Annotated in this window: 19 protein-coding genes; 12 read left to right on the top strand and 7 right to left on the bottom strand. The window is 66.4% G+C overall.

Annotated elements, in window-relative coordinates:
* Nucleotides 1-3: 3 nt before the first annotated feature.
* The 3 genes from G3545_RS01245 to G3545_RS01235 form a co-directional block, all read right to left on the bottom strand.
* Complete coding sequence (locus tag G3545_RS01245) at nucleotides 4-882, bottom strand: kelch repeat-containing protein (protein WP_170009114.1); 879 nt, start codon at nucleotides 880-882, stop codon at nucleotides 4-6.
* A 518-nt stretch (nucleotides 883-1,400) separates the two neighbouring features.
* Nucleotides 1,401-1,871, bottom strand: a complete 471-nt coding sequence (locus G3545_RS01240) for a carbon monoxide dehydrogenase subunit G (RefSeq protein ID WP_170009113.1) — start codon at nucleotides 1,869-1,871, stop codon at nucleotides 1,401-1,403.
* 96 nt (nucleotides 1,872-1,967) lie between these two features.
* Nucleotides 1,968-2,468 (bottom strand): flavin reductase, encoded by a 501-nt coding sequence (locus tag G3545_RS01235; protein WP_246702642.1) that lies wholly within the window; start codon nucleotides 2,466-2,468, stop codon nucleotides 1,968-1,970.
* A gap of 312 nt (nucleotides 2,469-2,780) precedes the next feature.
* Here G3545_RS01235 and G3545_RS01230 point away from each other — a divergent pair, with 312 nt between their 5' ends.
* The 6 genes from G3545_RS01230 to G3545_RS01205 all read left to right on the top strand — a co-directional run bounded on the left by G3545_RS01230 (nucleotide 2,781) and on the right by G3545_RS01205 (nucleotide 8,664).
* A complete protein-coding gene (locus G3545_RS01230; protein ID WP_170009111.1) occupies nucleotides 2,781-3,698 on the top strand; it encodes a branched-chain amino acid ABC transporter permease LivH in 918 nt (305 codons plus the stop codon).
* A 7-nt stretch (nucleotides 3,699-3,705) separates the two neighbouring features.
* Nucleotides 3,706-5,166, top strand: coding sequence for a high-affinity branched-chain amino acid ABC transporter permease LivM (livM, locus tag G3545_RS01225; RefSeq protein ID WP_170009110.1), 1,461 nt, complete (start codon nucleotides 3,706-3,708; stop codon nucleotides 5,164-5,166).
* A complete protein-coding gene (locus G3545_RS01220; protein WP_246702641.1) occupies nucleotides 5,166-6,173 on the top strand; it encodes an ABC transporter ATP-binding protein in 1,008 nt (335 codons plus the stop codon). The genes livM and G3545_RS01220 overlap by 1 nt, the downstream gene beginning before the upstream one ends.
* Nucleotides 6,174-6,241: 68 nt before the next feature.
* Complete coding sequence (locus tag G3545_RS01215) at nucleotides 6,242-6,955, top strand: ABC transporter ATP-binding protein (RefSeq protein ID WP_170017846.1); 714 nt, start codon at nucleotides 6,242-6,244, stop codon at nucleotides 6,953-6,955.
* Between the two features lie 100 nt (nucleotides 6,956-7,055).
* On the top strand, nucleotides 7,056-7,427 hold the full coding sequence (locus tag G3545_RS01210) for a DUF6867 family protein (RefSeq protein WP_170017845.1): 372 nt from the start codon (nucleotides 7,056-7,058) through the stop codon (nucleotides 7,425-7,427).
* A gap of 136 nt (nucleotides 7,428-7,563) precedes the next feature.
* Nucleotides 7,564-8,664, top strand: coding sequence for a branched-chain amino acid ABC transporter substrate-binding protein (locus G3545_RS01205; RefSeq protein WP_170009109.1), 1,101 nt, complete (start codon nucleotides 7,564-7,566; stop codon nucleotides 8,662-8,664).
* Between the two features lie 255 nt (nucleotides 8,665-8,919).
* Here the strand turns inward: G3545_RS01205 and G3545_RS01200 are convergent, their stop codons facing one another.
* A complete protein-coding gene (locus tag G3545_RS01200; RefSeq protein ID WP_170009108.1) occupies nucleotides 8,920-9,651 on the bottom strand; it encodes a cytochrome c biogenesis protein CcdA in 732 nt (243 codons plus the stop codon).
* Between the two features lie 119 nt (nucleotides 9,652-9,770).
* Here G3545_RS01200 and G3545_RS01195 point away from each other — a divergent pair, with 119 nt between their 5' ends.
* From G3545_RS01195 to G3545_RS01180, 4 genes are all read left to right on the top strand, one after another.
* Nucleotides 9,771-10,775, top strand: coding sequence for a P1 family peptidase (locus G3545_RS01195; protein WP_170009107.1), 1,005 nt, complete (start codon nucleotides 9,771-9,773; stop codon nucleotides 10,773-10,775).
* Nucleotides 10,776-10,873: 98 nt separating this feature from the next.
* Nucleotides 10,874-12,079: a glycine betaine/L-proline ABC transporter ATP-binding protein gene (locus G3545_RS01190; RefSeq protein ID WP_170009106.1), complete on the top strand. Its 1,206-nt coding sequence runs from the start codon at nucleotides 10,874-10,876 to the stop codon at nucleotides 12,077-12,079.
* Nucleotides 12,080-12,090: 11 nt separating this feature from the next.
* Nucleotides 12,091-12,945, top strand: a complete 855-nt coding sequence (locus G3545_RS01185) for a proline/glycine betaine ABC transporter permease (RefSeq protein ID WP_170009105.1) — start codon at nucleotides 12,091-12,093, stop codon at nucleotides 12,943-12,945.
* A 54-nt stretch (nucleotides 12,946-12,999) separates the two neighbouring features.
* A complete protein-coding gene (locus G3545_RS01180; RefSeq protein WP_170009104.1) occupies nucleotides 13,000-13,854 on the top strand; it encodes a glycine betaine ABC transporter substrate-binding protein in 855 nt (284 codons plus the stop codon).
* A gap of 135 nt (nucleotides 13,855-13,989) precedes the next feature.
* Here G3545_RS01180 and G3545_RS01175 read toward each other — a convergent pair whose 3' ends face one another.
* Nucleotides 13,990-14,367 carry a hypothetical protein gene (locus G3545_RS01175; RefSeq protein WP_170009103.1) on the bottom strand — a complete coding sequence of 126 codons (378 nt, stop codon included), beginning with the start codon at nucleotides 14,365-14,367 and terminating at the stop codon, nucleotides 13,990-13,992.
* Nucleotides 14,368-14,540: 173 nt separating this feature from the next.
* Here G3545_RS01175 and rpe point away from each other — a divergent pair, with 173 nt between their 5' ends.
* Nucleotides 14,541-15,236, top strand: a complete 696-nt coding sequence (gene rpe / locus G3545_RS01170) for a ribulose-phosphate 3-epimerase (protein WP_170009102.1) — start codon at nucleotides 14,541-14,543, stop codon at nucleotides 15,234-15,236.
* A gap of 82 nt (nucleotides 15,237-15,318) precedes the next feature.
* Complete coding sequence (purB, locus tag G3545_RS01165; RefSeq protein WP_170009101.1) at nucleotides 15,319-16,626, top strand: adenylosuccinate lyase; 1,308 nt, start codon at nucleotides 15,319-15,321, stop codon at nucleotides 16,624-16,626.
* Between the two features lie 195 nt (nucleotides 16,627-16,821).
* On the opposite strand, the gene G3545_RS01160 is transcribed toward purB, so the two are convergent.
* Complete coding sequence (locus G3545_RS01160) at nucleotides 16,822-17,490, bottom strand: SH3 domain-containing protein (protein WP_170009100.1); 669 nt, start codon at nucleotides 17,488-17,490, stop codon at nucleotides 16,822-16,824.
* 217 nt (nucleotides 17,491-17,707) lie between these two features.
* Nucleotides 17,708-18,502 carry an aldolase/citrate lyase family protein gene (locus G3545_RS01155; RefSeq protein ID WP_170009099.1) on the bottom strand — a complete coding sequence of 265 codons (795 nt, stop codon included), beginning with the start codon at nucleotides 18,500-18,502 and terminating at the stop codon, nucleotides 17,708-17,710.
* Nucleotides 18,503-18,523: the final 21 nt, after the last annotated feature.

Below are 18,523 nucleotides of genomic sequence, written 5' to 3'. Positions count from 1 at the left end.
CTTTCAGCCGAAGGTGAACGCATCGTGGTAGGCGCCCTGCACGCCGCCGCCGGTGATGGGCGCGCCGCCGGGCACATAGACGGTGCTGCCGACGACCGCGGCGGTGGCGCCGTGCAGCCCATGGCGGGGCACCGGCATGGGCGCCACGGTCTCCCAGGTGTCGGAGGCCGGGTCGTAGGCTTCGTTGGCGGCGAAGACGATGCCCGGGGCCTCACCGCCGAACGCGATGATCTTGCCGTCGACATAGGCGGCGGAGAGACCGCTGCGCGGCGTCGGCAGCAGCGCGCGGAAGGACCAGCTGTCGGCTGCCGGGCTGTAGACCGCATGCAGCGACGTGTTGAAATCGTAGGAGTCCTTGCGTCCGCCGATGGCGTGGATGTTGCCGTCCACCAGCACCACGCCCATGTGGCAGCGCTGGCCGGCGAAGGGCTGGGTCGGCGTCGAGCCGCGCATGCCTTCGAGGATCGAGTATTTCGCGGTGGCGGGATCGAACACCTCGTGCCAGTCCAGCGATCGCACATCGCGCCCGCCGAGCAGGTGGATCTTGCCGTCCAGCGCTATTGCGGAAATCGCGCCGCGCGGGCGGAGCAGATTGGGCAGCGGCTCCCAGCGATCCTCGTCGGCATCGTAGACGAAGCACTTCGAGTGCGGGCAGCGATTCTGCTCGATGAACCCGCCGAAGCTGTAGATGCGCCGCCCCACGACGGCGAGCGAGAGGTGATTGCACGGGAAGGGAATGGGCGCCTTCATGGTCCATTCCCCGCTCTGCGGGTCGAAGACCTGATGGTAGTCGCTATTGACGTTATGGCGGGCATAGCCGCCAACGACATGCACCTTGCCGCCGCATTCGATGACGCCCATCTCGGCCGTCGGGATCGGCATCCGAGGCATCTCGATCCAGCGGCCCGGATTGCTTGCGACCCTCACGGCTTCTGCCGCGTACTTCGAGACACCTTGGGGAATGCTTGTTATCGTACGGTCAACAAGGCCGCAGAACAGCGGATCGCTATAGACGACTTCCGGCATTAGTCTTCCTACCTTCCAGCCTGTATATATTATTATGTATACTTCAGAAGGTTCTGGCGCGGCCCTCGGCACATCGCGGCCATCTGAAGCTGCAAGCTGGCTGATCTTGATCTCAACAATGTCGGGTTAAAAGCCGCAAATCCTCACCAATTAATCGATTGGTTTGAGCGGCGCGGGCTTCATGCGTGTGCTGAAGCGCTACTTGCGACAAGTATTATCGAACCTCCATCCGCACCCTGGAGTACGCGGATCAAGCCAATGCCGGCTGTCGGAGGGGAATGGTGCGGGCCACTGCCGAACTCTATCGTTCGACGGGGCGCACGGGATCGCAACAGGTAGCCCCGGCCGGCTTTGACGCAAGCCGGGGCTGGATTTCACGCCGCGGCGGCGGACCCGTCCCCGGCCACCGCCTTGGCGAAATTCGCGAAGAACTCGTCGGCGATCTTCTTCGCGGTGCCGGCGACGAGGCGCTGGCCGATCTGCGCCAGCTTGCCGCCGATCTGCGCCTCCGCCTCATAATGCAGATTGGTGCCGCCGGCCTCGGTCGCCTCCAGCCGCACCAAAGCGCCGCCCTTGGCGAAGCCGGCGATGCCGCCGTCGCCCTGCCCGGAGATGCGGTAGCTCACCGGCGCATCGAAATCCGAGAGCGTCACGTTGCCCTTGAAGCGCGCCTTCACCGGGCCGACCTTGGCGACCGCCACGGCGCGGAACTCGGTGTCCGAGGTCTTCTCCAACTCCTCGCAACCGGGAATGCAGCGCTTCAGCATCTCGGGGTCGTTCAGCGCCGCCCACACCCGCTCGCGCGGCACCGGCAGCTCATAGTCGCCGCTCATCTCCAGGGCCATGTGATTCCTCCAGATGCGTTTCTTATCCGTGGAACATCATAGACGCGGGAACCCTGGCTTCGTCCAGCCCGACAGGCGGGCCATCGAATCCGCAGCTCAGAGCACGCAGAACCCGCGCCCGACATAGATGAGGCCCGGCCCCTCATGGCCGAGCGCGATCGCCTCGACCCGGCCGACCAGCACATCATGGGTGGCGATGGTGCGCAGTTCGACGAGGCGGCACTCGAAGCTCGCCAGCGCCCCGGCAAGGCACGGCACACCGAGCCGCCCCTCGTGCCATTCGCCGACGCCGAAGCGTTGTTCGCCATTGAGCGAAAGACGCCCGCCGAAAGCCTGCGCCACCGATTCATGGTCGCCGCGCAACGTGTTCACCGCGAACACCCCGCTGGCCCGGAACGCCGCCGCCGAGCGGATGCTCCGATTGAGGCAGACAAGCAGCGTCGGCGGCGCGTCGGACACCGAGACCACGGCGGTGGCGGTGAAGCCGGCACGGCCTTCCTCGCCCTTCGTCGTCACCACATGGACGGCGCTGGCGAGACGGCTCATCGCCTCGCGATAGAGCCCGGCTTCCGCCTTGGCATCGGTCACGCTGTCCACTTTTCTACATCCACTGGCCAACCCCACCGGTATGCATTGCCGCCCATTTAGATGGGGTCGGATGTGCATAAAGCCTGCCGACGCGGCGCAAAACCCCGCAATTGAGCGTGGGGCCGCGGGCAGAGGTATTATAGTGACGACATATCACTGCTATCGATCCATTGCATTTCGTCTTTCGATCGAATTGTATCCTCTCGCAGGCCACGCTAAGACTCGACGGCAACGCCTATGTCCCGATCACGAACATAATATGGGCATGAGCCCGGCGTGACGGGATGGCACTGCAACCGGCTGAGGGGAGCCGACGGCTAAATGGAAGTCTTCATTCAGCAGCTCATCAATGGGCTGACGCTCGGGTCTATCTACGGTCTCATCGCCATCGGCTACACCATGGTCTTTGGCATCATCGGCATGGTGAACTTCGCCCACGGCGACGTCTTCATGGTGGCGACCTTCATCGCGCTGATCTGTTTCCTGCTGCTGACGACAGTGCTCGGCATCACCTCCATCTTCCTGGCGCTGGCTATCGTGCTGGTGGTGGCGATGTTCTTCACCTCGCTCACCAGCTGGGCGATCGAGCGCGTCGCCTATCGGCCGTTGCGCGGCTCGTTCCGCCTGGCCCCGATGATCTCGGCGATCGGCATGTCGATCCTGCTGGCGAACTTCGTGCAGGTGGCGCAGGGCCCGCGCAACAAGCCGGTGCCGCCGATGATCACCGATGTGATCGTCTTGATGGACAACGGTAATTACCAGGTCACGCTGGCCTGGAAGCAGGTCATCATCATGGTGATGACCACGGCTCTGCTCGCCGGCTTCTGGTACCTGGTGCAGAAAACCTCGCTCGGCCGGGCGCAACGCGCCTGCGAGCAGGACCGCAAGATGGCGGCGCTGCTCGGCATCAATGTCGACCACACCATCTCTCTCACCTTCGTCATCGGCGCCGCGCTCGCCGCCGTCGCCGGGGTTATGTACTTGATGTATTATGGCGTGGCGAACTTTGCCGACGGCTTCGTGCCCGGCGTGAAGGCCTTCACCGCCGCGGTGCTGGGCGGCATCGGTTCGCTGCCGGGCGCGGTGCTGGGCGGACTGCTGATTGGCCTTATCGAGACTTTCTGGTCGGCCTATTTCTCCATCGAGTACAAGGACGTGGCCGCCTTCTCGATCCTCGCCGTCACCCTCATCTTCCTGCCGCAGGGCCTGCTCGGCCGGCCGGAAGTCGAGAAGGTGTGAGATAACCATGGCGATCCAGACCGTCGACGTCGCGCCTGCTACCGCGCAGGCTTCCGCCGCCTCTCCCTCCCTGCTCAGCCATGCCTTGAAGGATGCCTTGATCACCGGCCTGATCACGCTCGGCCTGCTCGGCCCGCTGATCGGCTTCTTGACCGTGGTGCACGACACCGACAGCGGCAGCGCGCTTGGCCTTGCCTATCGGCCGGTCGAGCTTGCGGTGATGGTCGGTATCGTCTTCGCAGGCCGGCTGCTGCTGAACCTCACCATCTGGTCGCCGAATCGGGTCAAGCCAGCGAAGGTGGGCCCCAGCGTGGCGGCCCGCACCGCGCTCGCCATCGCTCCGGCGCTGAAGCCGGCGCTCCTCCTATTCGCCATCACCTTCCCGGCCATCGCCACCTTCGTGTCCGGCGGCCTGAGCCCGGCCCGCTATCTGATCGACCTCGGCATCCTGATTCTCACTTATGTGATGCTCGGCTGGGGCCTCAACATCGTGGTCGGCCTCGCCGGCCTGCTCGACCTTGGCTACGTCGCGTTCTATGCGGTCGGCGCCTACACTTATGCGCTGCTCGCCACCTCGGCGCCGATCAACGACTTCTTCACCGCCATCTTCGGTGCGACCTTCTGGGCCAATTGGGCGTTCTGGTTCTGCCTGCCCATGGCCGGCCTGTTCTCCGGGCTCTGGGGCATGATCCTTGGCTTCCCGGTGCTGCGCCTGCGCGGTGACTACCTCGCCATCGTCACCCTGGCGTTCGGCGAGATCATCCGCCTGGTGCTGATCAACTGGACCGATTTCACCGGCGGCGGCGCGGGCATCGCCTCGATCCCGCGCGCCACCTTCTTCGGCATACCGTTCAATTCGGAAGAGAATGGTTTCGCCGCGCTGTTCGGGCTGCAGTTCGACCCGATGCACCGCATCGTCTTCCTGTATTTCGTCATCCTGGTGCTTGCCCTGATCACTGCCTTCGCCACGGTGCGGCTGCGCAAGCTCCCGGTCGGGCGGGCGTGGGAAGCGCTGCGCGAGGACGAGATCGCCTGTCGCTCGCTCGGCATCAACACCACCAACACCAAGCTCACGGCGTTTGCCACCGGCGCCATGTTCGGCGGCTTTGCCGGCTGCTTCTTCGCGGTGCGCGCCGGCTTCGTCAGCCCGGAGAGCTTCACCTTCGACATCTCGGCGATGATCCTCGCCATCGTCGTGCTGGGCGGCATGGGCTCGCAGATCGGCGTCGCCGTCGCCGCCGCGGTGATGCTGGGCGGCATGGAGATGCTGCGGAACCTCGGCTTCCTCAAGCAGATCTTCGGCGAGAGCTTCGATCCGAGCCTCTACCGCATGCTGATCTTCGGCTTCGCCATGGTCGCCATCATGGTCTGGAAGCCCCGCGGCCTGGTCTCCAGCCGCGAGCCGACCATCTTCCTGAAGGAGAAGAAGGCGGTCTCGGGTGATCTCGTGAAGGAGGGCCACGGCTGATGAGCGCCTCCCTGATGGAAACCTCCAACGGCAACGCTGCCCACCGCTGGGAAGCCGATCCGATCCTTTCCGTCGAGCATCTCTATATGCGCTTCGGCGGACTGATCGCGGTCAATGACCTCAGCTTCAATGTGGGGCGCGGCGACATCACCGCGCTGATCGGCCCGAACGGCGCCGGCAAGACCACGGTGTTCAACTGCATCACCGGCTTCTACAAGCCGAGCGAGGGTCGCCTCGTGCTCGGCCATGGCCGCGCCCCGACCGCCGACGAACTCGCCAAGGTGACGCTCATCGGCGAGCGCGCTCTGGTCGGCCCGGAGTCCGCCGTCTATCTGCTGGAGCGCATGCCGGACTACCGCGTCTCCGGCGAAGCGCGGGTCGCCCGCACCTTCCAGAACATCCGGCTCTTCAGCGGCATGACCGTGCTGGAGAACCTCATGGTCGCCCAGCACAATGCGCTGATGACGGCCTCCGGCTACTCGATCAAGGGCCTGTTCGGCCTGCCGAGCTGGAACGCCGCCCAGCGCAGCGCCACCGCCAAGGCGGAATACTGGCTGCACAAGATCGGGCTGATGGACCGTGCCGACGATCCGGCCGGCGACCTGCCCTATGGCGCGCAGCGGCGCCTGGAGATCGCCCGCGCCATGTGCTCGGAGCCGATCCTGCTCTGCCTCGACGAGCCCGCCGCCGGTCTCAATCCGCGCGAAAGCCTCGAACTCAACACGCTGCTGCGCGCTATCCGCGCCGAGCACGGCACTTCGATCCTGTTGATCGAGCACGACATGAGCGTCGTCATGGAGATTTCCGACCACGTCGTGGTCCTCGACTACGGCACCAAGATCTCCGACGGCACGCCGGAAGCGGTGCGCAACGACCCGCGCGTCATCGCCGCCTATCTCGGCGTCGACGAGGATGCGGTCGAGGATGTCGCCGACGTCGATGCCGTCATCGACGCCGGGATCGAGGCCGAGATTGAGGCCGACACTCCGACGGGAGCCTCATCATGAGCGACCTCGCCATCGCCCCCGCCCCCGACGCGCCGGTTACCACGGCGCCGGCTCCCGCCGCCGAGCCGATGCTCGCGGTTCGTGGCGTGAAGACCTTCTACGGAAACATCATGGCGCTGAAGGGCGTCGACGTGGACGTCCATCGCGGCGAGATCGTCACGCTGATCGGCTCCAACGGCGCCGGCAAGTCGACGCTGATGATGACCATCTTCGGCCAGCCGCGCGCCCGCGAAGGCGCCATCCTGTTCGAGGGCCGCGACATCACGAAGCTGCCGACCCACGAGATCGCGCAGCTCCGGATCGCGCAGTCGCCCGAGGGCCGGCGCATCTTCCCGCGCATGACGGTGTTCGAGAATCTGCAGATGGGCGCCTCCATCGATGGCTTCGCCCATTTCGACGAGGACCTGCTGCGGGTGTTCTCGATGTTCCCGCGCCTCAAGGAGCGCATCAACCAGCGCGGCGGCACGCTCTCCGGCGGCGAGCAGCAGATGCTCGCCATCGGCCGCGCGTTGATGAGCCGCCCGCGCCTCCTGATGCTGGACGAGCCCTCGCTCGGCCTCGCCCCGCTGATCGTGCGGCAGATCTTCGACGCCATACGCGAACTCAACAGGTCCGAGGGGCTCACGGTGTTCCTGGTCGAGCAGAACGCGTTCCATGCGCTGAAGCTCGCCCATCGCGGCTATGTGCTGGTGAATGGCACCGTCACCATGTCCGGCGAAGGGCGCGAATTGCTGGATCGGCCGGAAGTGCGTGCCGCCTATCTCGAAGGCGGGAGGCACTGAGATGGCAACCGACAACACCACCATCATCGCGCAGGGCGCCCCCTCCAGCCTCGCAGTCTCGGTTCCGGCGATCCTGATCATCCTCGTGCTGCTGGGGGCGATGTTCCTGCCGGACGTGGTGATCCAGGGCTCGCGTGGCGAGTTCCTGCTGATTACGCTGTTCCTCGGCGGCGGAGCCGCCTGGCTTTCCGGCCGCGCCATCGCCTCGACGTGGCGCCCCTATCGGCAGGCGGTGCTCTATTCTCTGCTGCTGGCCTGCGTGGTGCGCTTCTTCCACTTCGCGCTGTTCGAGGGCGAACTGCTCTCGCTCAGCCATTTCATCCTCGAGGCCATTTTCCTGCTCTCGATCGCCACGCTCGGCTTCCGCGCGGAACGCGCCGCACAGATGTCGACCCGCTACGGCTGGCTCTATCGGCAGGCCGGTCCGTTCGGCTGGTTAGCCGGTGGACGTGATTCCACGGACGCGGCGTGAAGGCCGCTTTCACCATGATTCGGTTCGCCGTCGACTCTTGCTCGGAAAACGGCATGATAGCGCCACGAGGCGAATGCACGCGCCGGGCGGCGGCGACGCAAAACGTTCAGCCTCCAAACCACTCAGGGGAAATTCCATGAAGAAACTTCTGTTTGCCGGTCTAGCGCTCGGCGCCGCCATGGCGCTCGCCGCTCCGGCCTCGGCTCAGGTGAAGGTCGGCGTCGGCGGCCCGATCACCGGTCCGAACGCGACCTTCGGCGCGCAGCTGAAGAACGGCGCCGACCAGTGGGCTGCCGATGTGAATGCCGCCGGCGGCATCCTCGGCCAGAAGGTCGAGCTCTCGGTCGGTGACGACGCCTCGAAGCCCGAGCAGGGCGTCTCGGTCGCCAACAAGTTCATCTCCGACGGCGTGAAGATGGTGATCGGCCACTTCAACTCCGGCGTCTCGATCCCGGCTTCCGAGCAGTATGCCGAAGGCGGCATCCTGCAGATCAGCCCGGCCTCGACCAACCCGAAGTTCACTGACCGCGGCCTGTGGAACACCTTCCGCACCTGCGGCCGGGACGACCAGCAGGGCACCGTCGCCGGCGAGTACATCGTCAAGAACCTGAAGGGCAAGAAGATCGGGATCGTCCACGACAAGACCCCCTACGGCAAGGGTCTCGCCGACGAGACGCAGAAGGCCATGAACAAGGGCGGCGTGAAGGAAGTCATCTACGAGGGTATCAACCCCGGCGAGAAGGACTACTCCGCGCTGGTCTCCAAGCTGAAGGCCGCGAACGTCGACATCCTGTACTATGGTGGCCTGCACACCGAAGCCGGCCTGCTGGTGCGCCAGATGCGCGACCAGGGCATGAAGACCGTGCTGTTCTCGGGTGACGGCATCACCGACAAGGAATTCTGGACCATCGCCGGCCCCGGCGCCGCGGGCACGCTGATGACCTTCGGTCCGGATCCGCGCAAGAACCCGGCTGCCGCCAAGGTGGTTGCCGCCTTCAAGGCCAAGGGCATCGATCCGGAAGGCTACGTGCTCTACAGCTACGCCGCCGGCCAGGTGATCCAGCAGGCTGCGGAAGCGATCAAGTCGCTCGACCCGAAGAAGATCGCCGAGTACGCCCACTCGGGTAAGGTCTTCAACACCGTGCTCGGCCCGCTCGCCTTCGACAAGAAGGGCGACCTGACCAAGCTCGACTACGTCCTCTACGTCTGGAAGGACGGCGGCTACTCCGAGATGTGAGCAGCCGCGCTTCATAGCGCGTGACGAGACAGAGCCCGTCGGAGGAAACTCCGGCGGGCTTTTTCGTTGGCGCATTTGAGACTGAACGAACTCGGCCTGAGTGGCTCATCAAGATAGCCACGTCATCCTGAGGTACGAGCGACTGCGAGCCTCGAACGATGCTGAAGCAGAAGGCCATCGGCGAGCGTCCTTCGAGGCTCGGGCTACGCCCGAGTACTCAGGATGACGTGGCTCGGATGTGGCTGCGGTTCCTGATCAGCCCAGCTTCGCCAGCAGCGGAAACGTCTCCAGCAGCCAGAAGCTTGCGGTCGCGATCCAGCCGGACAGGAAGCCGATGCCGGTGAGCACGAGGAGCGCGCCCATGCCCTTCTCCACCGCCGGCAGCCAGCGCCGTGCACGGCCCAGCAATCCCAGCGCCGGCCGCGCCATGGCGGCGACCAGCAGGAACGGCACGCCGAGCCCGGCGGAATAGATTGCGAGCAAACCGGCGCCGTGCGCCAGCGTCTGTTCGGAGGCCGCCACAGCCAGGATCGCCGCCAGCACCGGGCCGATGCACGGCGTCCAGCCGAAGGCGAAGGCAAGGCCCATGATGTAGGCGCCCGCCAGCCCGACCGGCGCATCGACATGCACCCGCTTGGTGCGGGTCAGCCAGTCGAAGCGTAGGACCCCCAGGAAATGCAGCCCCATCAGCAGGATGGAGATGCCGGCGATGATGGCGAGTTCCTGCGAATAGAGCCTGAGATAGCCGCCGACAACCGACGCCCCCGCCCCCAGCGCCACGAACACCGTGGAGAAGCCGGCGACGAACAGCAGCGCGGCGCCGAGCGTGCGGCGCGCGGCGGCGTCGGTCGGCGCCTTGTGGGTGATCTGGTCGAGGCTGGTGCCGGCGAGATAGCACAGATAGGGCGGCACCAAAGGCAGCACACACGGCGAGGCGAAGCTCGCAAGGCCCGCGACGAAGGCGGCCGGTAACGTGACGTCTGCCATGGAGATACGCATCCACTCAAGATCGGAGGCACTCCCAATGCACGGCCGCGTTGCGCGATGCAATGCGTCCGCTTGGCGTCTAGCGGCGTTGTGATACGCCTGAGGCACGGGAGGTATCCATGCGCAACCTGATCACCGATGTTCCGGGCATCAAGGTCGGCAATGCCGGCAATCTCGCACTGGGGTCCGGCGTGACCGTGATCGTGTTCGACGAGCCGACCGTCGCCTCGGTCGATGTGCGCGGCGGCGGGCCGGGCACGCGCGAGACCGACCTGCTGGCGCCCGACGAAACCGTCGGCGCCATCCATGCCATCACCCTCTCGGGCGGCTCGGCCTTCGGGCTGGACGCCGCCGCGGGAGTGATGGCCTCGCTCGCCGAACGCGGCATCGGCTTCCCGGTCGGCAATGCTTTGGTGCCGATTGTACCGGGCGCCGTGCTGTTCGATCTCAATAATGGCGGCGACAAGAAGTGGGGCCGCTTCCCGCCTTATCGCGATCTGGGCCATGGAGCGGCGAACGCGGCCGGCCTCGATTTTCCGCTCGGCACGGTCGGCGCCGGCACCGGCGCGACCACGGTGAACCTCAAGGGCGGGCTCGGCTCGGCCTCCATGGTCGCTGCCTCCGGCCACATCGTCGGCGCCATCGTCGCGGTGAATGCCTGCGGCGCGACCAATATCGGTGACGGCCCGCATTTCTGGTCGGCGCCGTTCGAGCGCGACGCCGAGTTCGGCAGCCTCGGCTACCCGCACCCCTTCCCGCTTGTGCCCGACCGGCCCTTGCTGAAGGGCCTGCCACCCGGGGCCAATACGACAATCGCCATGGTCGCCACCGACGCCATCCTGACCAAGGCGCAATGCAAGCGCCTCGCCGTGATGGCCCATGACGGCTATGCCCGCGCCATCTGGCCGGTGCACACCCCGCTCGACGGCGACACCATCTTCGCCGCCGCGACGGGCAAGCAGCCGCTCAAGGATCCGGTGTTCGACCTCGCCTTGATCGGCTCGGCGGTAGTGGCGACGCTCGCCCGTGCCTGTGCCCGCGCGGTCTTCGAGGCGAGCGCGCTTCCCTACCCTGCTGCCTTGCCGGCGTGGCGCGACCGCTGGCCGGAGTTGTCGGAAGCCTGACTAGCGCCCGAGGTGTCGCCTCGCTGGTGCCGGCCGTCGCATATGTACAATGCGCAACCACCTGACGGAGCGGACACTTCCTCTCAATGAGGGGAAACATGAGCGACAGCCAGCCGCGCATCCGCGTTCGCGGACTGACCAAGATATTCGGCGATGAGCCAAGCCGTGCTCTGGCATTGCTGGAGCAAGGCCAGGGACGTGCCGAGATCGTGAAGGAGACCGGCTGCGTCGTCGGCCTCCAGGATGTCACCTTCGACATCAATGAGGGCGAGATCCTCGTCGTCATGGGGCTGTCCGGTTCGGGCAAGTCGACCTGCCTGCGCTGCATCAACCGGCTGATCGAGCCGACTGCCGGCAAGGTGTTCGTCGACGAGGTCGACGTCACCGCGCTGAGCGAGAAGGAGCTGCTCGCCTTCCGGCGCACCCGGTTCGGCATGGTGTTCCAGCAGTTCGCGCTGTTCCCCCACCGCACCATCCTGAAGAATGTCGAGTATGGCCTCGAGATCCAGGGCGTCGCGCAGGACGAGCGCACACGGCGCGCCCTCGCCGCGATCGAACAGGTCGGGCTAAAGGGCTGGGACCGGCATTTCCCCTCCCAGCTCTCCGGCGGCATGCAGCAGCGCGCCGGCCTCGCCCGCGCGCTGGCGCTCGACCCCGATGTGTTGCTGATGGACGAGGCCTTCAGCGCGCTCGATCCGCTGATCCGCCGCGACATGCAGCAGGAACTGGTGGCGCTGCAGAAGCGCGTGAAGAAGACCATCGTCTTCGTATCCCACGATCTCGACGAAGCCATCGCTCTCGGCGGGCGCATCGTGCTGATGAAGGATGGCCGCGTGGTGCAGCAGGGCACCGCGGCGGACTTCCTCGCCTCGCCGGCCGACGACTATGTGCGCCGCTTCGTCGAGCATATCGATGTGCTGGGCGTCGTGACCGCAGGCGATGCCATGCGGCCGCCGGCCTATATCGCGCCGTGGGACACCCCCGCCGCCGAGGCGCTGGCGCGGCTCGAACAATCCGGCGAGCCGGTCGCCACCGTGGTGTGCGAGCAGGGCCGCTTCCAGGGCACCGTCGACACCGCGACGCTGCGCGGCGCCGGCGAGACTGCATTGCGGCTGCTGCTGGTCGATCAGAACGCCTTTGTCGCCGAACGCGCCACCCTCACCTCGGCGGTGGCGGCGCTGGCCGGCGGTCGCGGCGAGATCGCGGTGGTCGGCGAGGACGGCCATCTGCGCGGCGTGATCACCAATGCCGATCTGGTGGCGACCCTGGCACGGCGCAGCCGGGCCAATGGCGCGGTTCAGTAGGAGCGGGCAAGATGGCGTTCGAAATCCCGCAGATCCCGCTTGCCGAATGGTGCGATCTCGCCCTCGACTGGGCGACCGAGCATTTCTCCGGCGTCACCCGTGCCATCAGCGCCGTGATCGGCACCGGCATCGAATCCACCACCGACTTCCTGGTCGACCTGCCGCCTTGGCTGGTCATCGTCCTGATCGGCCTCGGCGTGTGGCGGCTCACCACCTGGCGCATCGCCTTCTTCTCGGCGGTCGGCTTCGCCTTCCTGTGGAATCTGGGGCTGTGGAACGCGACCGTGCAGTCGCTGGTGCTGGTGCTGGTCTCCACCATATTCGCGCTGCTGATCGGGGTGCCGATCGGCATTTCCGCGGCGCTCAGCAAGCGTTTCTGGCGGGTCGTCGGGCCGCTGCTCGACATGATGCAGACCATGCCGAGCTTCGTCTATCTGATCCCGGCGATCCCGTTCTTCGGGCTGGGGGCGGTCTCGGCCTGTTTCGCCACGATCGTCTTCGCCATGCCGCCGACCATACGCCTCACCGCGCTCGGCATCATGCAGACGCCGCCAGAACTGGTGGAGGCGGCGGATGCCTTCGGCTCCAGCCGCTGGCAGAAGCTGTTCAAGGTGCAGCTTCCCCTCGCCATCCCCACCATCATGGCCGGCATCAACCAGACCATCATGCTCGCGCTCTCCATGGTGGTCATCGCCGCCATGATCGGCGCCGGCGGCCTCGGCGGCGAAGTGTGGAAGGCGATCCAGCGGCTCGAGGCCGGCGCCGGCTTCCAGGCCGGCATCGCCATCGTCGTGCTCGCCATCATCCTCGACCGCATCACCCAGCATGTCGCCAGGCGCATGCGGCTCGACAAGAACAACGCGTGACCAACAACGCCCCAAGAAACTTTGAGACAAAGCTTCCAGACAGGAGAACCCGGAATGTCGACGCTCACCCGCTTCCTGCGCACCGCCACGGCGGCCGCGCTCACCCTCGGCCTCGCCGCCGGCGCCGCGCAGGCCGAGAAGAAGGACATCACCATCGCCTATGTCGAATGGTCGGACGCCGTGGTGGCGACCAACATCGTCAAGACCGCGCTGGAGGACAAAGGCTACAAGGTGAAGATCGTGCCGCTCTCCGGCGCCGCCATGTGGCAGGCGGTGGCGACCGGCGAGGCCGACGCCATGGTCGCCGCCTGGCTGCCCGCCACCCACGCCGCCTACAATGACAAGCTGAAGGACAAGGTCGAGAATCTCGGTCCGAACGTCACCGGCGCCAAGATCGGCTGGGCGGTGCCGACCTATGTCGACATCACCTCGATCGAGGACATCAAGGGCAAGGCCGCGATGTTCGACGGCAAGGTCATCGGCATCGATCCTGGCGCCGGCCTGATGAAGGCGTCGGAGAAGGCCGTCAAGGAATACGGCCTGCCGGTGAAGCTGGTCGAAGGCTCGGACGCCACCATGGTGGCGGCGCTGAAGGATGCCTATTCCAAGAAGCAGCCCATCGTCATCACCACCTGGACCCCGCACTGGATGTTCGCGACCTGGGACCTGAAGTACCTCAACGATCCCAAGGGCGTGTTCGGCGGCGAGGAGACGGTGAACACCGTGGTCTCGAAGAAACTGAAGGCAGAGGCGCCCGAGGCGTACAAGATCCTCGACAATTTCGCCCTCTCGCTCGCCGACGAGCAGAAGGTGATGGTCGACAACGAGAAGCCCGGCGCCAACCCGGCCGAGACCGCGAAGGCCTGGGTCGCCGCCAACAAGGACAAGGTGGACGCCTGGTCGAAGTGAAGTCTGCTCGATAAAGACACGTCATCCCGGAACGGCCGTCAGGCCGTATCCGGGATCGCGAAAACGCTCTCTACCTTCTTGCGATCCCGGCTCTCGGCCCTGGGGGCTGCGGCCGGGATGACGCCTGGCTAAAGCTCACCGCGGGCATGGCTCCCAGAAGCCGGTCGTGCGCGCCGGGTTGGTGTAGTACCAGCAATAATTCGGCTTCGGCGGGGAGCCGGCAACGGCGACCGCGGTAGCTCCGGCAACGAAGCCGATGGCCGCGCCGGCGGCAACGGCACCGCCCGGAACCCAGTAGCGGCGCGGATTGACCACGACGACGCCGCGCGGCGGGCCGTAATAGCGGGCGGCCGGCGCGCGATATGGTCCGCGATACACGCCGGGGCCGGCCGCGCCGACGCAGCCGTTCGGCCCGCAGGCGCCGGCGCGCCAGGCCTTCGCTTCCTGGGTGGGCGCGAGGAGGCAGGCGGCCGAGAGAAGCGCAACGACCGCGGATACGCTCGCCTTGCTCATGGGTGCTCCTTGGGTTTGATGTCGCCGTACGGAATCGCACGGTCGTTTGATTGTGGCAAATTCAAACTATCCTTGATTGACGGCGCCGAAAATCCATACCGTAACGGCACAGAGCGTCGATGGACGCCCGGGCGGCGGACATGCTAGGCGACGGGATCTCCGGAGACGCCGCAATGACCTCATCGCCCCCTCGCCCGCTCCTGATCGCTCCCTCGATCCTCGCCAGCGACTTTGCCCGCTTCGGCGACGAGGTGAAGGCCGTCGATGCCGCGGGCGCCGACTGGATCCATGTCGATGTCATGGACGGGCATTTCGTGCCGAACATCTCCTTCGGCCCCGAAGTGGTGCGCGCGATCCGCCCGCTCACCGACAAGCCGCTCGACGTGCATCTGATGATTGCCCCGGCTGATCCCTATCTCGAAGCCTTCGCCCATGCCGGCGCCGACCATATCAGCGTCCATGCCGAGGCCGGCCCGCATCTGCACCGCTCGCTGCAGGCGATCCGCGCGCTCGGCAAGAAGGCGGGTGTCGCCATCAATCCGGCAACGCCGGCCGAGGCGATCGAATACGTGCTGGAGATCGTCGACATCGTGCTGGTGATGACGGTCAATCCCGGCTTCGGCGGCCAGGCTTTTCTCGCGCCGATGATGGACAAGGTGCGCCGCATCCGCTCGATGATCGGCGACCGCCCGATCGACATCATCATCGATGGCGGCGTCGCCCGTGACACCGCGGCGGCCTGCGTCGAGGCCGGCGGCAATGTGCTGGTCGCCGGCTCCGCCGTCTTCAAGGGCGGCGCCTCCGCCTACGCGTCGAACATCGAGGCGATCCGCACCGCAGCGGCGCGCGCGCGCGGGGAATTGGTCTGACGCGTCGACATTTGTCGGTGCCGCGTTCATCTGCTAGAGCGCGGCTTTCCTTGCCAAGCCGCCGTCCGAAAGGGAGCCGCCCGTGATCCCGCGCTATACACGTCCTGAGATGGCCGCCATCTGGGAGCCGCAGACCCGCTTCCGCATCTGGTTCGAGATCGAGGCGCACGCCACCGATGCGCTGGCCGAGCTCGGCGTGGTGCCGAAGGAGGCGGCGGCGAAGATCTGGGCGATGGCCAGGGATGCCGAGTTCGACGTCGGCCGCATCGACGCCATCGAGGCCGAGGTGAAGCACGACGTCATCGCCTTCCTGACCCATCTCGCCGAGATCGTCGGGCCGGAAGCGCGCTTCGTCCATCAGGGCATGACCTCCTCCGACGTGCTCGACACCTGCCTCTCTGTGCAGCTTGCCCGCGCCGCCGACATCCTCCTCAAGGATATCGATCGGCTGCTGACGGCGCTTGAGAAGCGGGCCTTCGAGCACAAGATGACGCCGACCATCGGCCGCTCGCACGGCATCCATGCCGAGCCGACCACATTCGGCCTCAAGCTGGCGCAGGCCTATGCCGAGTTTCAGCGCAACCGCGCCCGCCTAGTCGCGGCGCGTGCCGACATCGCCACCTGCGCGATCTCCGGCGCGGTCGGCACCTTTGCGCAGATCGAACCCTTCGTTGAGAAGCATGTTGCGGAGAAAATGGGGCTCACCGTCGAGCCGGTCTCGACCCAGGTGATTCCGCGCGACCGCCACGCCATGTTCTTCGCCACGCTGGGCGTCATCGCCTCATCGATGGAGCGCGTGGCCACCGAGATCCGCCATCTCCAGCGCACCGAGGTTTTGGAGGCGGAGGAATTTTTCTCGGAGGGCCAGAAGGGCTCCTCCGCCATGCCGCACAAGCGCAACCCGGTGCTCACCGAGAACATCACCGGCCTCGCCCGACTGGTGCGCGGCATGGTCACGCCGGCGCTGGAGAATGTCGCGCTCTGGCACGAGCGTGACATCTCGCACTCCTCCGTCGAGCGGATGATCGGACCGGATGCCACGGTAACGCTCGACTTCGCACTGAACCGGCTTGCCGGTGTCATCGAGAAGCTGGTGGTCTATCCCGCCAATATGCAGAAGAACCTCGACCGGCTCGGCGGCCTCGTGCACTCGCAGCGCGTGCTGCTGGCGCTGACGCAGAAGGGCGCCTCGCGCGAGGACGCCTATCGGCTGGTGCAGCGCAACGCCATGCCGGTCTGGCGCGGCGAAGGCGAATTCCAGGCATTGCTGACCGCCGACCCGGACGTACGCAAATACCTGAGCGCCGAGGAGATCGCCGAGAAGTTCGACCTCGGCTATCACCTCAAGCACGTCGACACCATCTTCCGCCGGGTGTTCGGGCGAAGCTAAACGCTTTCCATCCCCGGGCTTGTCCCGGGGATCCACGTTTGTGATGAGTGAGCAATCGTGGATGGCCGGGGAAAGCCGAGGCTGTCGCCTCGGCATCTCTCGGGAGACGGCGACCGGAGGTCGCCTTTGCCCGGCCATGACGCGGGAATGGACCTGCCGGCGACATCGCGCCGCCCGGCTGCCCAGGGCGGGCGATCAGCGGAACCGGCCGCCACCGCCACCCATGCCACCGCCACCCATGCGGCCACCACCGCCGAAGCCGCCGCCGCCGCTCGGCCGATAGACCATCTGGCCACCGCCACCGAAGCGCTGGCCGCCTCCCCCGCCATAGCTCATCCGCGGCCCGCGGTTGCCCGACCAGCCGCCCGGCCTCGGACCGCCGCCCGGCCGGTTCACCCAGTTGGGCGGCCTGCCGCCACCAGCCCAATGCGGAGGCCTGCCGCCACCGCCCCACTGCGGAGGCCTACCGCCCGGGGGCTTGCCGCCCCAATGCGGCGGCCTGCCACCCCAGTGCGGCGGGCGGTTATTGTTCCACCACCACCGACGGCCTGGTCCCCAGCCGGGGCCCCAATAGCCCCCACCGGCCCAGCCACCGCCATAGAAGCCGTCGTCGTAAAAATCGTCGCCGTAATAGTCGTCGCCATAGTAGTTGTCAGCATAGGGCTGCACCACGACCCGGGTCCCGCCGCCGCCCTGCGCGAGCAGGCTTGCGGCGATAAAGCCTTCCTGGGTTTGGCACCAGCTGCCGGGACACGACGAGACGTCGATGACGGAGCCCGCGGGCAAGGTGGTGATGACGGCATAGCCGGTTCCCGGACCCGAGCGCACATTCGCCGCGGTCGTGGTCGTGGCTGTCCAGGCCATCGCGCCGGCGGTGCCAGCGAGCAGGAATCCAGCTGCAAATAGGGATGCTCTAACGAAGCGCATGAGAGTGACCTCCACACGGCACGGCGCTCATGCTCCGTGCTCCCGAACGCGACGAGCGCGCCGGGTAAACTAACGCAACGAGACTAGGCGCGAATGGTTGCGGGGCGGTGTCAGAAATCTGTGACTCTGTAACCAACAAGACGATACCAGCGCATCAGCCGGTCACGTTTGCGCGGGCAGCCGACAGCGCGGCGGCCGCGGCCGTGGCGGCGAGGCTGATCTCATTGCCCATGGCGACCAGCCGATAGCCGCGGCCGGCATAGTCGCGGGCGAGTTCCGGCGTATTGGCATAGATGCCGGCGATCTTGCCGCGCCGCACGCATTGCAGCCGCACCTTCTCCACCGCCTGCATGACCAGCGGGTTGGCGGGATCGGCATTGTGTCCGCGGGTCAGCGAAACCGCGAGATCGTTCGGCCCGACGAACAGGCCGTCTATGCCCTCCACCGCGGCGATGGCATCGAGGTTGCGCAGCGCGGTCTCGGTCTCGACCATGGCGAACAGCGTCGTGATGTGATTGGCGCGATGGACATAGTCCGTGCGCTCCAGCCCGGAATAGGCGAGCCCGCGCAACGGACCATAGCTCCGCGCGCCCATCGGCGGATACTTCATCGCGGCAACGGCGGCCTTGGCCTCGTCGGTGGTGTTCACCATCGGCACGATCACCGCGGCGCAACCGACATCGAGCGCGCGGGCGCCGAGCGCGAGGTCGCCGAGCGGCAGGCGCACCAGCGCATTCGCTCCGCAGGAGACGATGGACGGCACCAGGCGCTCGATGCTGGCGAAATCGTGCAGGCCATGCTGGGCATCGATCACGATGCCGCCATAGCCGCTTCGCGTCACCGCCTCGACAAGGTGCTGGTTCGGCACCACCGACCAGAAGGCGAAAACGGTCTCCGAGCGGAGCCGCTGGCCAAGGGAAAGCGGCCCGGCCTGCCCGGCATCGACCATGTCAGCCGCCTTCTCTTGTCA

It is taken from the genome of Starkeya sp. ORNL1, from assembly GCF_012971745.1.
Lineage (GTDB): Bacteria > Pseudomonadota > Alphaproteobacteria > Rhizobiales > Xanthobacteraceae > Ancylobacter.
This window is presented reverse-complemented; position numbering and strand designations above follow the sequence as displayed.

Coding starts and splice junctions, on each gene's coding strand:
- G3545_RS01240 (WP_170009113.1), bottom strand. CDS start 1,871: ATGGCCCTGGAGATGAGCGGCGACTATGAGCTGCCGGTGCCGCGCGAG.
- G3545_RS01245 (WP_170009114.1), bottom strand. CDS start 882: ATGCCGATCCCGACGGCCGAGATGGGCGTCATCGAATGCGGCGGCAAG.
- G3545_RS01190 (WP_170009106.1), top strand. CDS start 10,874: ATGAGCGACAGCCAGCCGCGCATCCGCGTTCGCGGACTGACCAAGATA.
- G3545_RS01155 (WP_170009099.1), bottom strand. CDS start 18,502: ATGGTCGATGCCGGGCAGGCCGGGCCGCTTTCCCTTGGCCAGCGGCTC.
- G3545_RS01200 (WP_170009108.1), bottom strand. CDS start 9,651: ATGGCAGACGTCACGTTACCGGCCGCCTTCGTCGCGGGCCTTGCGAGC.
- G3545_RS01215 (WP_170017846.1), top strand. CDS start 6,242: ATGCTCGCGGTTCGTGGCGTGAAGACCTTCTACGGAAACATCATGGCG.
- G3545_RS01220 (WP_246702641.1), top strand. CDS start 5,166: ATGAGCGCCTCCCTGATGGAAACCTCCAACGGCAACGCTGCCCACCGC.
- G3545_RS01195 (WP_170009107.1), top strand. CDS start 9,771: ATGCGCAACCTGATCACCGATGTTCCGGGCATCAAGGTCGGCAATGCC.
- rpe (WP_170009102.1), top strand. CDS start 14,541: ATGACCTCATCGCCCCCTCGCCCGCTCCTGATCGCTCCCTCGATCCTC.
- G3545_RS01175 (WP_170009103.1), bottom strand. CDS start 14,367: ATGAGCAAGGCGAGCGTATCCGCGGTCGTTGCGCTTCTCTCGGCCGCC.
- G3545_RS01210 (WP_170017845.1), top strand. CDS start 7,056: ATGTTCCTGCCGGACGTGGTGATCCAGGGCTCGCGTGGCGAGTTCCTG.
- G3545_RS01230 (WP_170009111.1), top strand. CDS start 2,781: ATGGAAGTCTTCATTCAGCAGCTCATCAATGGGCTGACGCTCGGGTCT.
- G3545_RS01180 (WP_170009104.1), top strand. CDS start 13,000: ATGTCGACGCTCACCCGCTTCCTGCGCACCGCCACGGCGGCCGCGCTC.
- G3545_RS01205 (WP_170009109.1), top strand. CDS start 7,564: ATGAAGAAACTTCTGTTTGCCGGTCTAGCGCTCGGCGCCGCCATGGCG.
- livM (WP_170009110.1), top strand. CDS start 3,706: ATGGCGATCCAGACCGTCGACGTCGCGCCTGCTACCGCGCAGGCTTCC.
- G3545_RS01185 (WP_170009105.1), top strand. CDS start 12,091: ATGGCGTTCGAAATCCCGCAGATCCCGCTTGCCGAATGGTGCGATCTC.
- G3545_RS01160 (WP_170009100.1), bottom strand. CDS start 17,490: ATGGCCTGGACAGCCACGACCACGACCGCGGCGAATGTGCGCTCGGGT.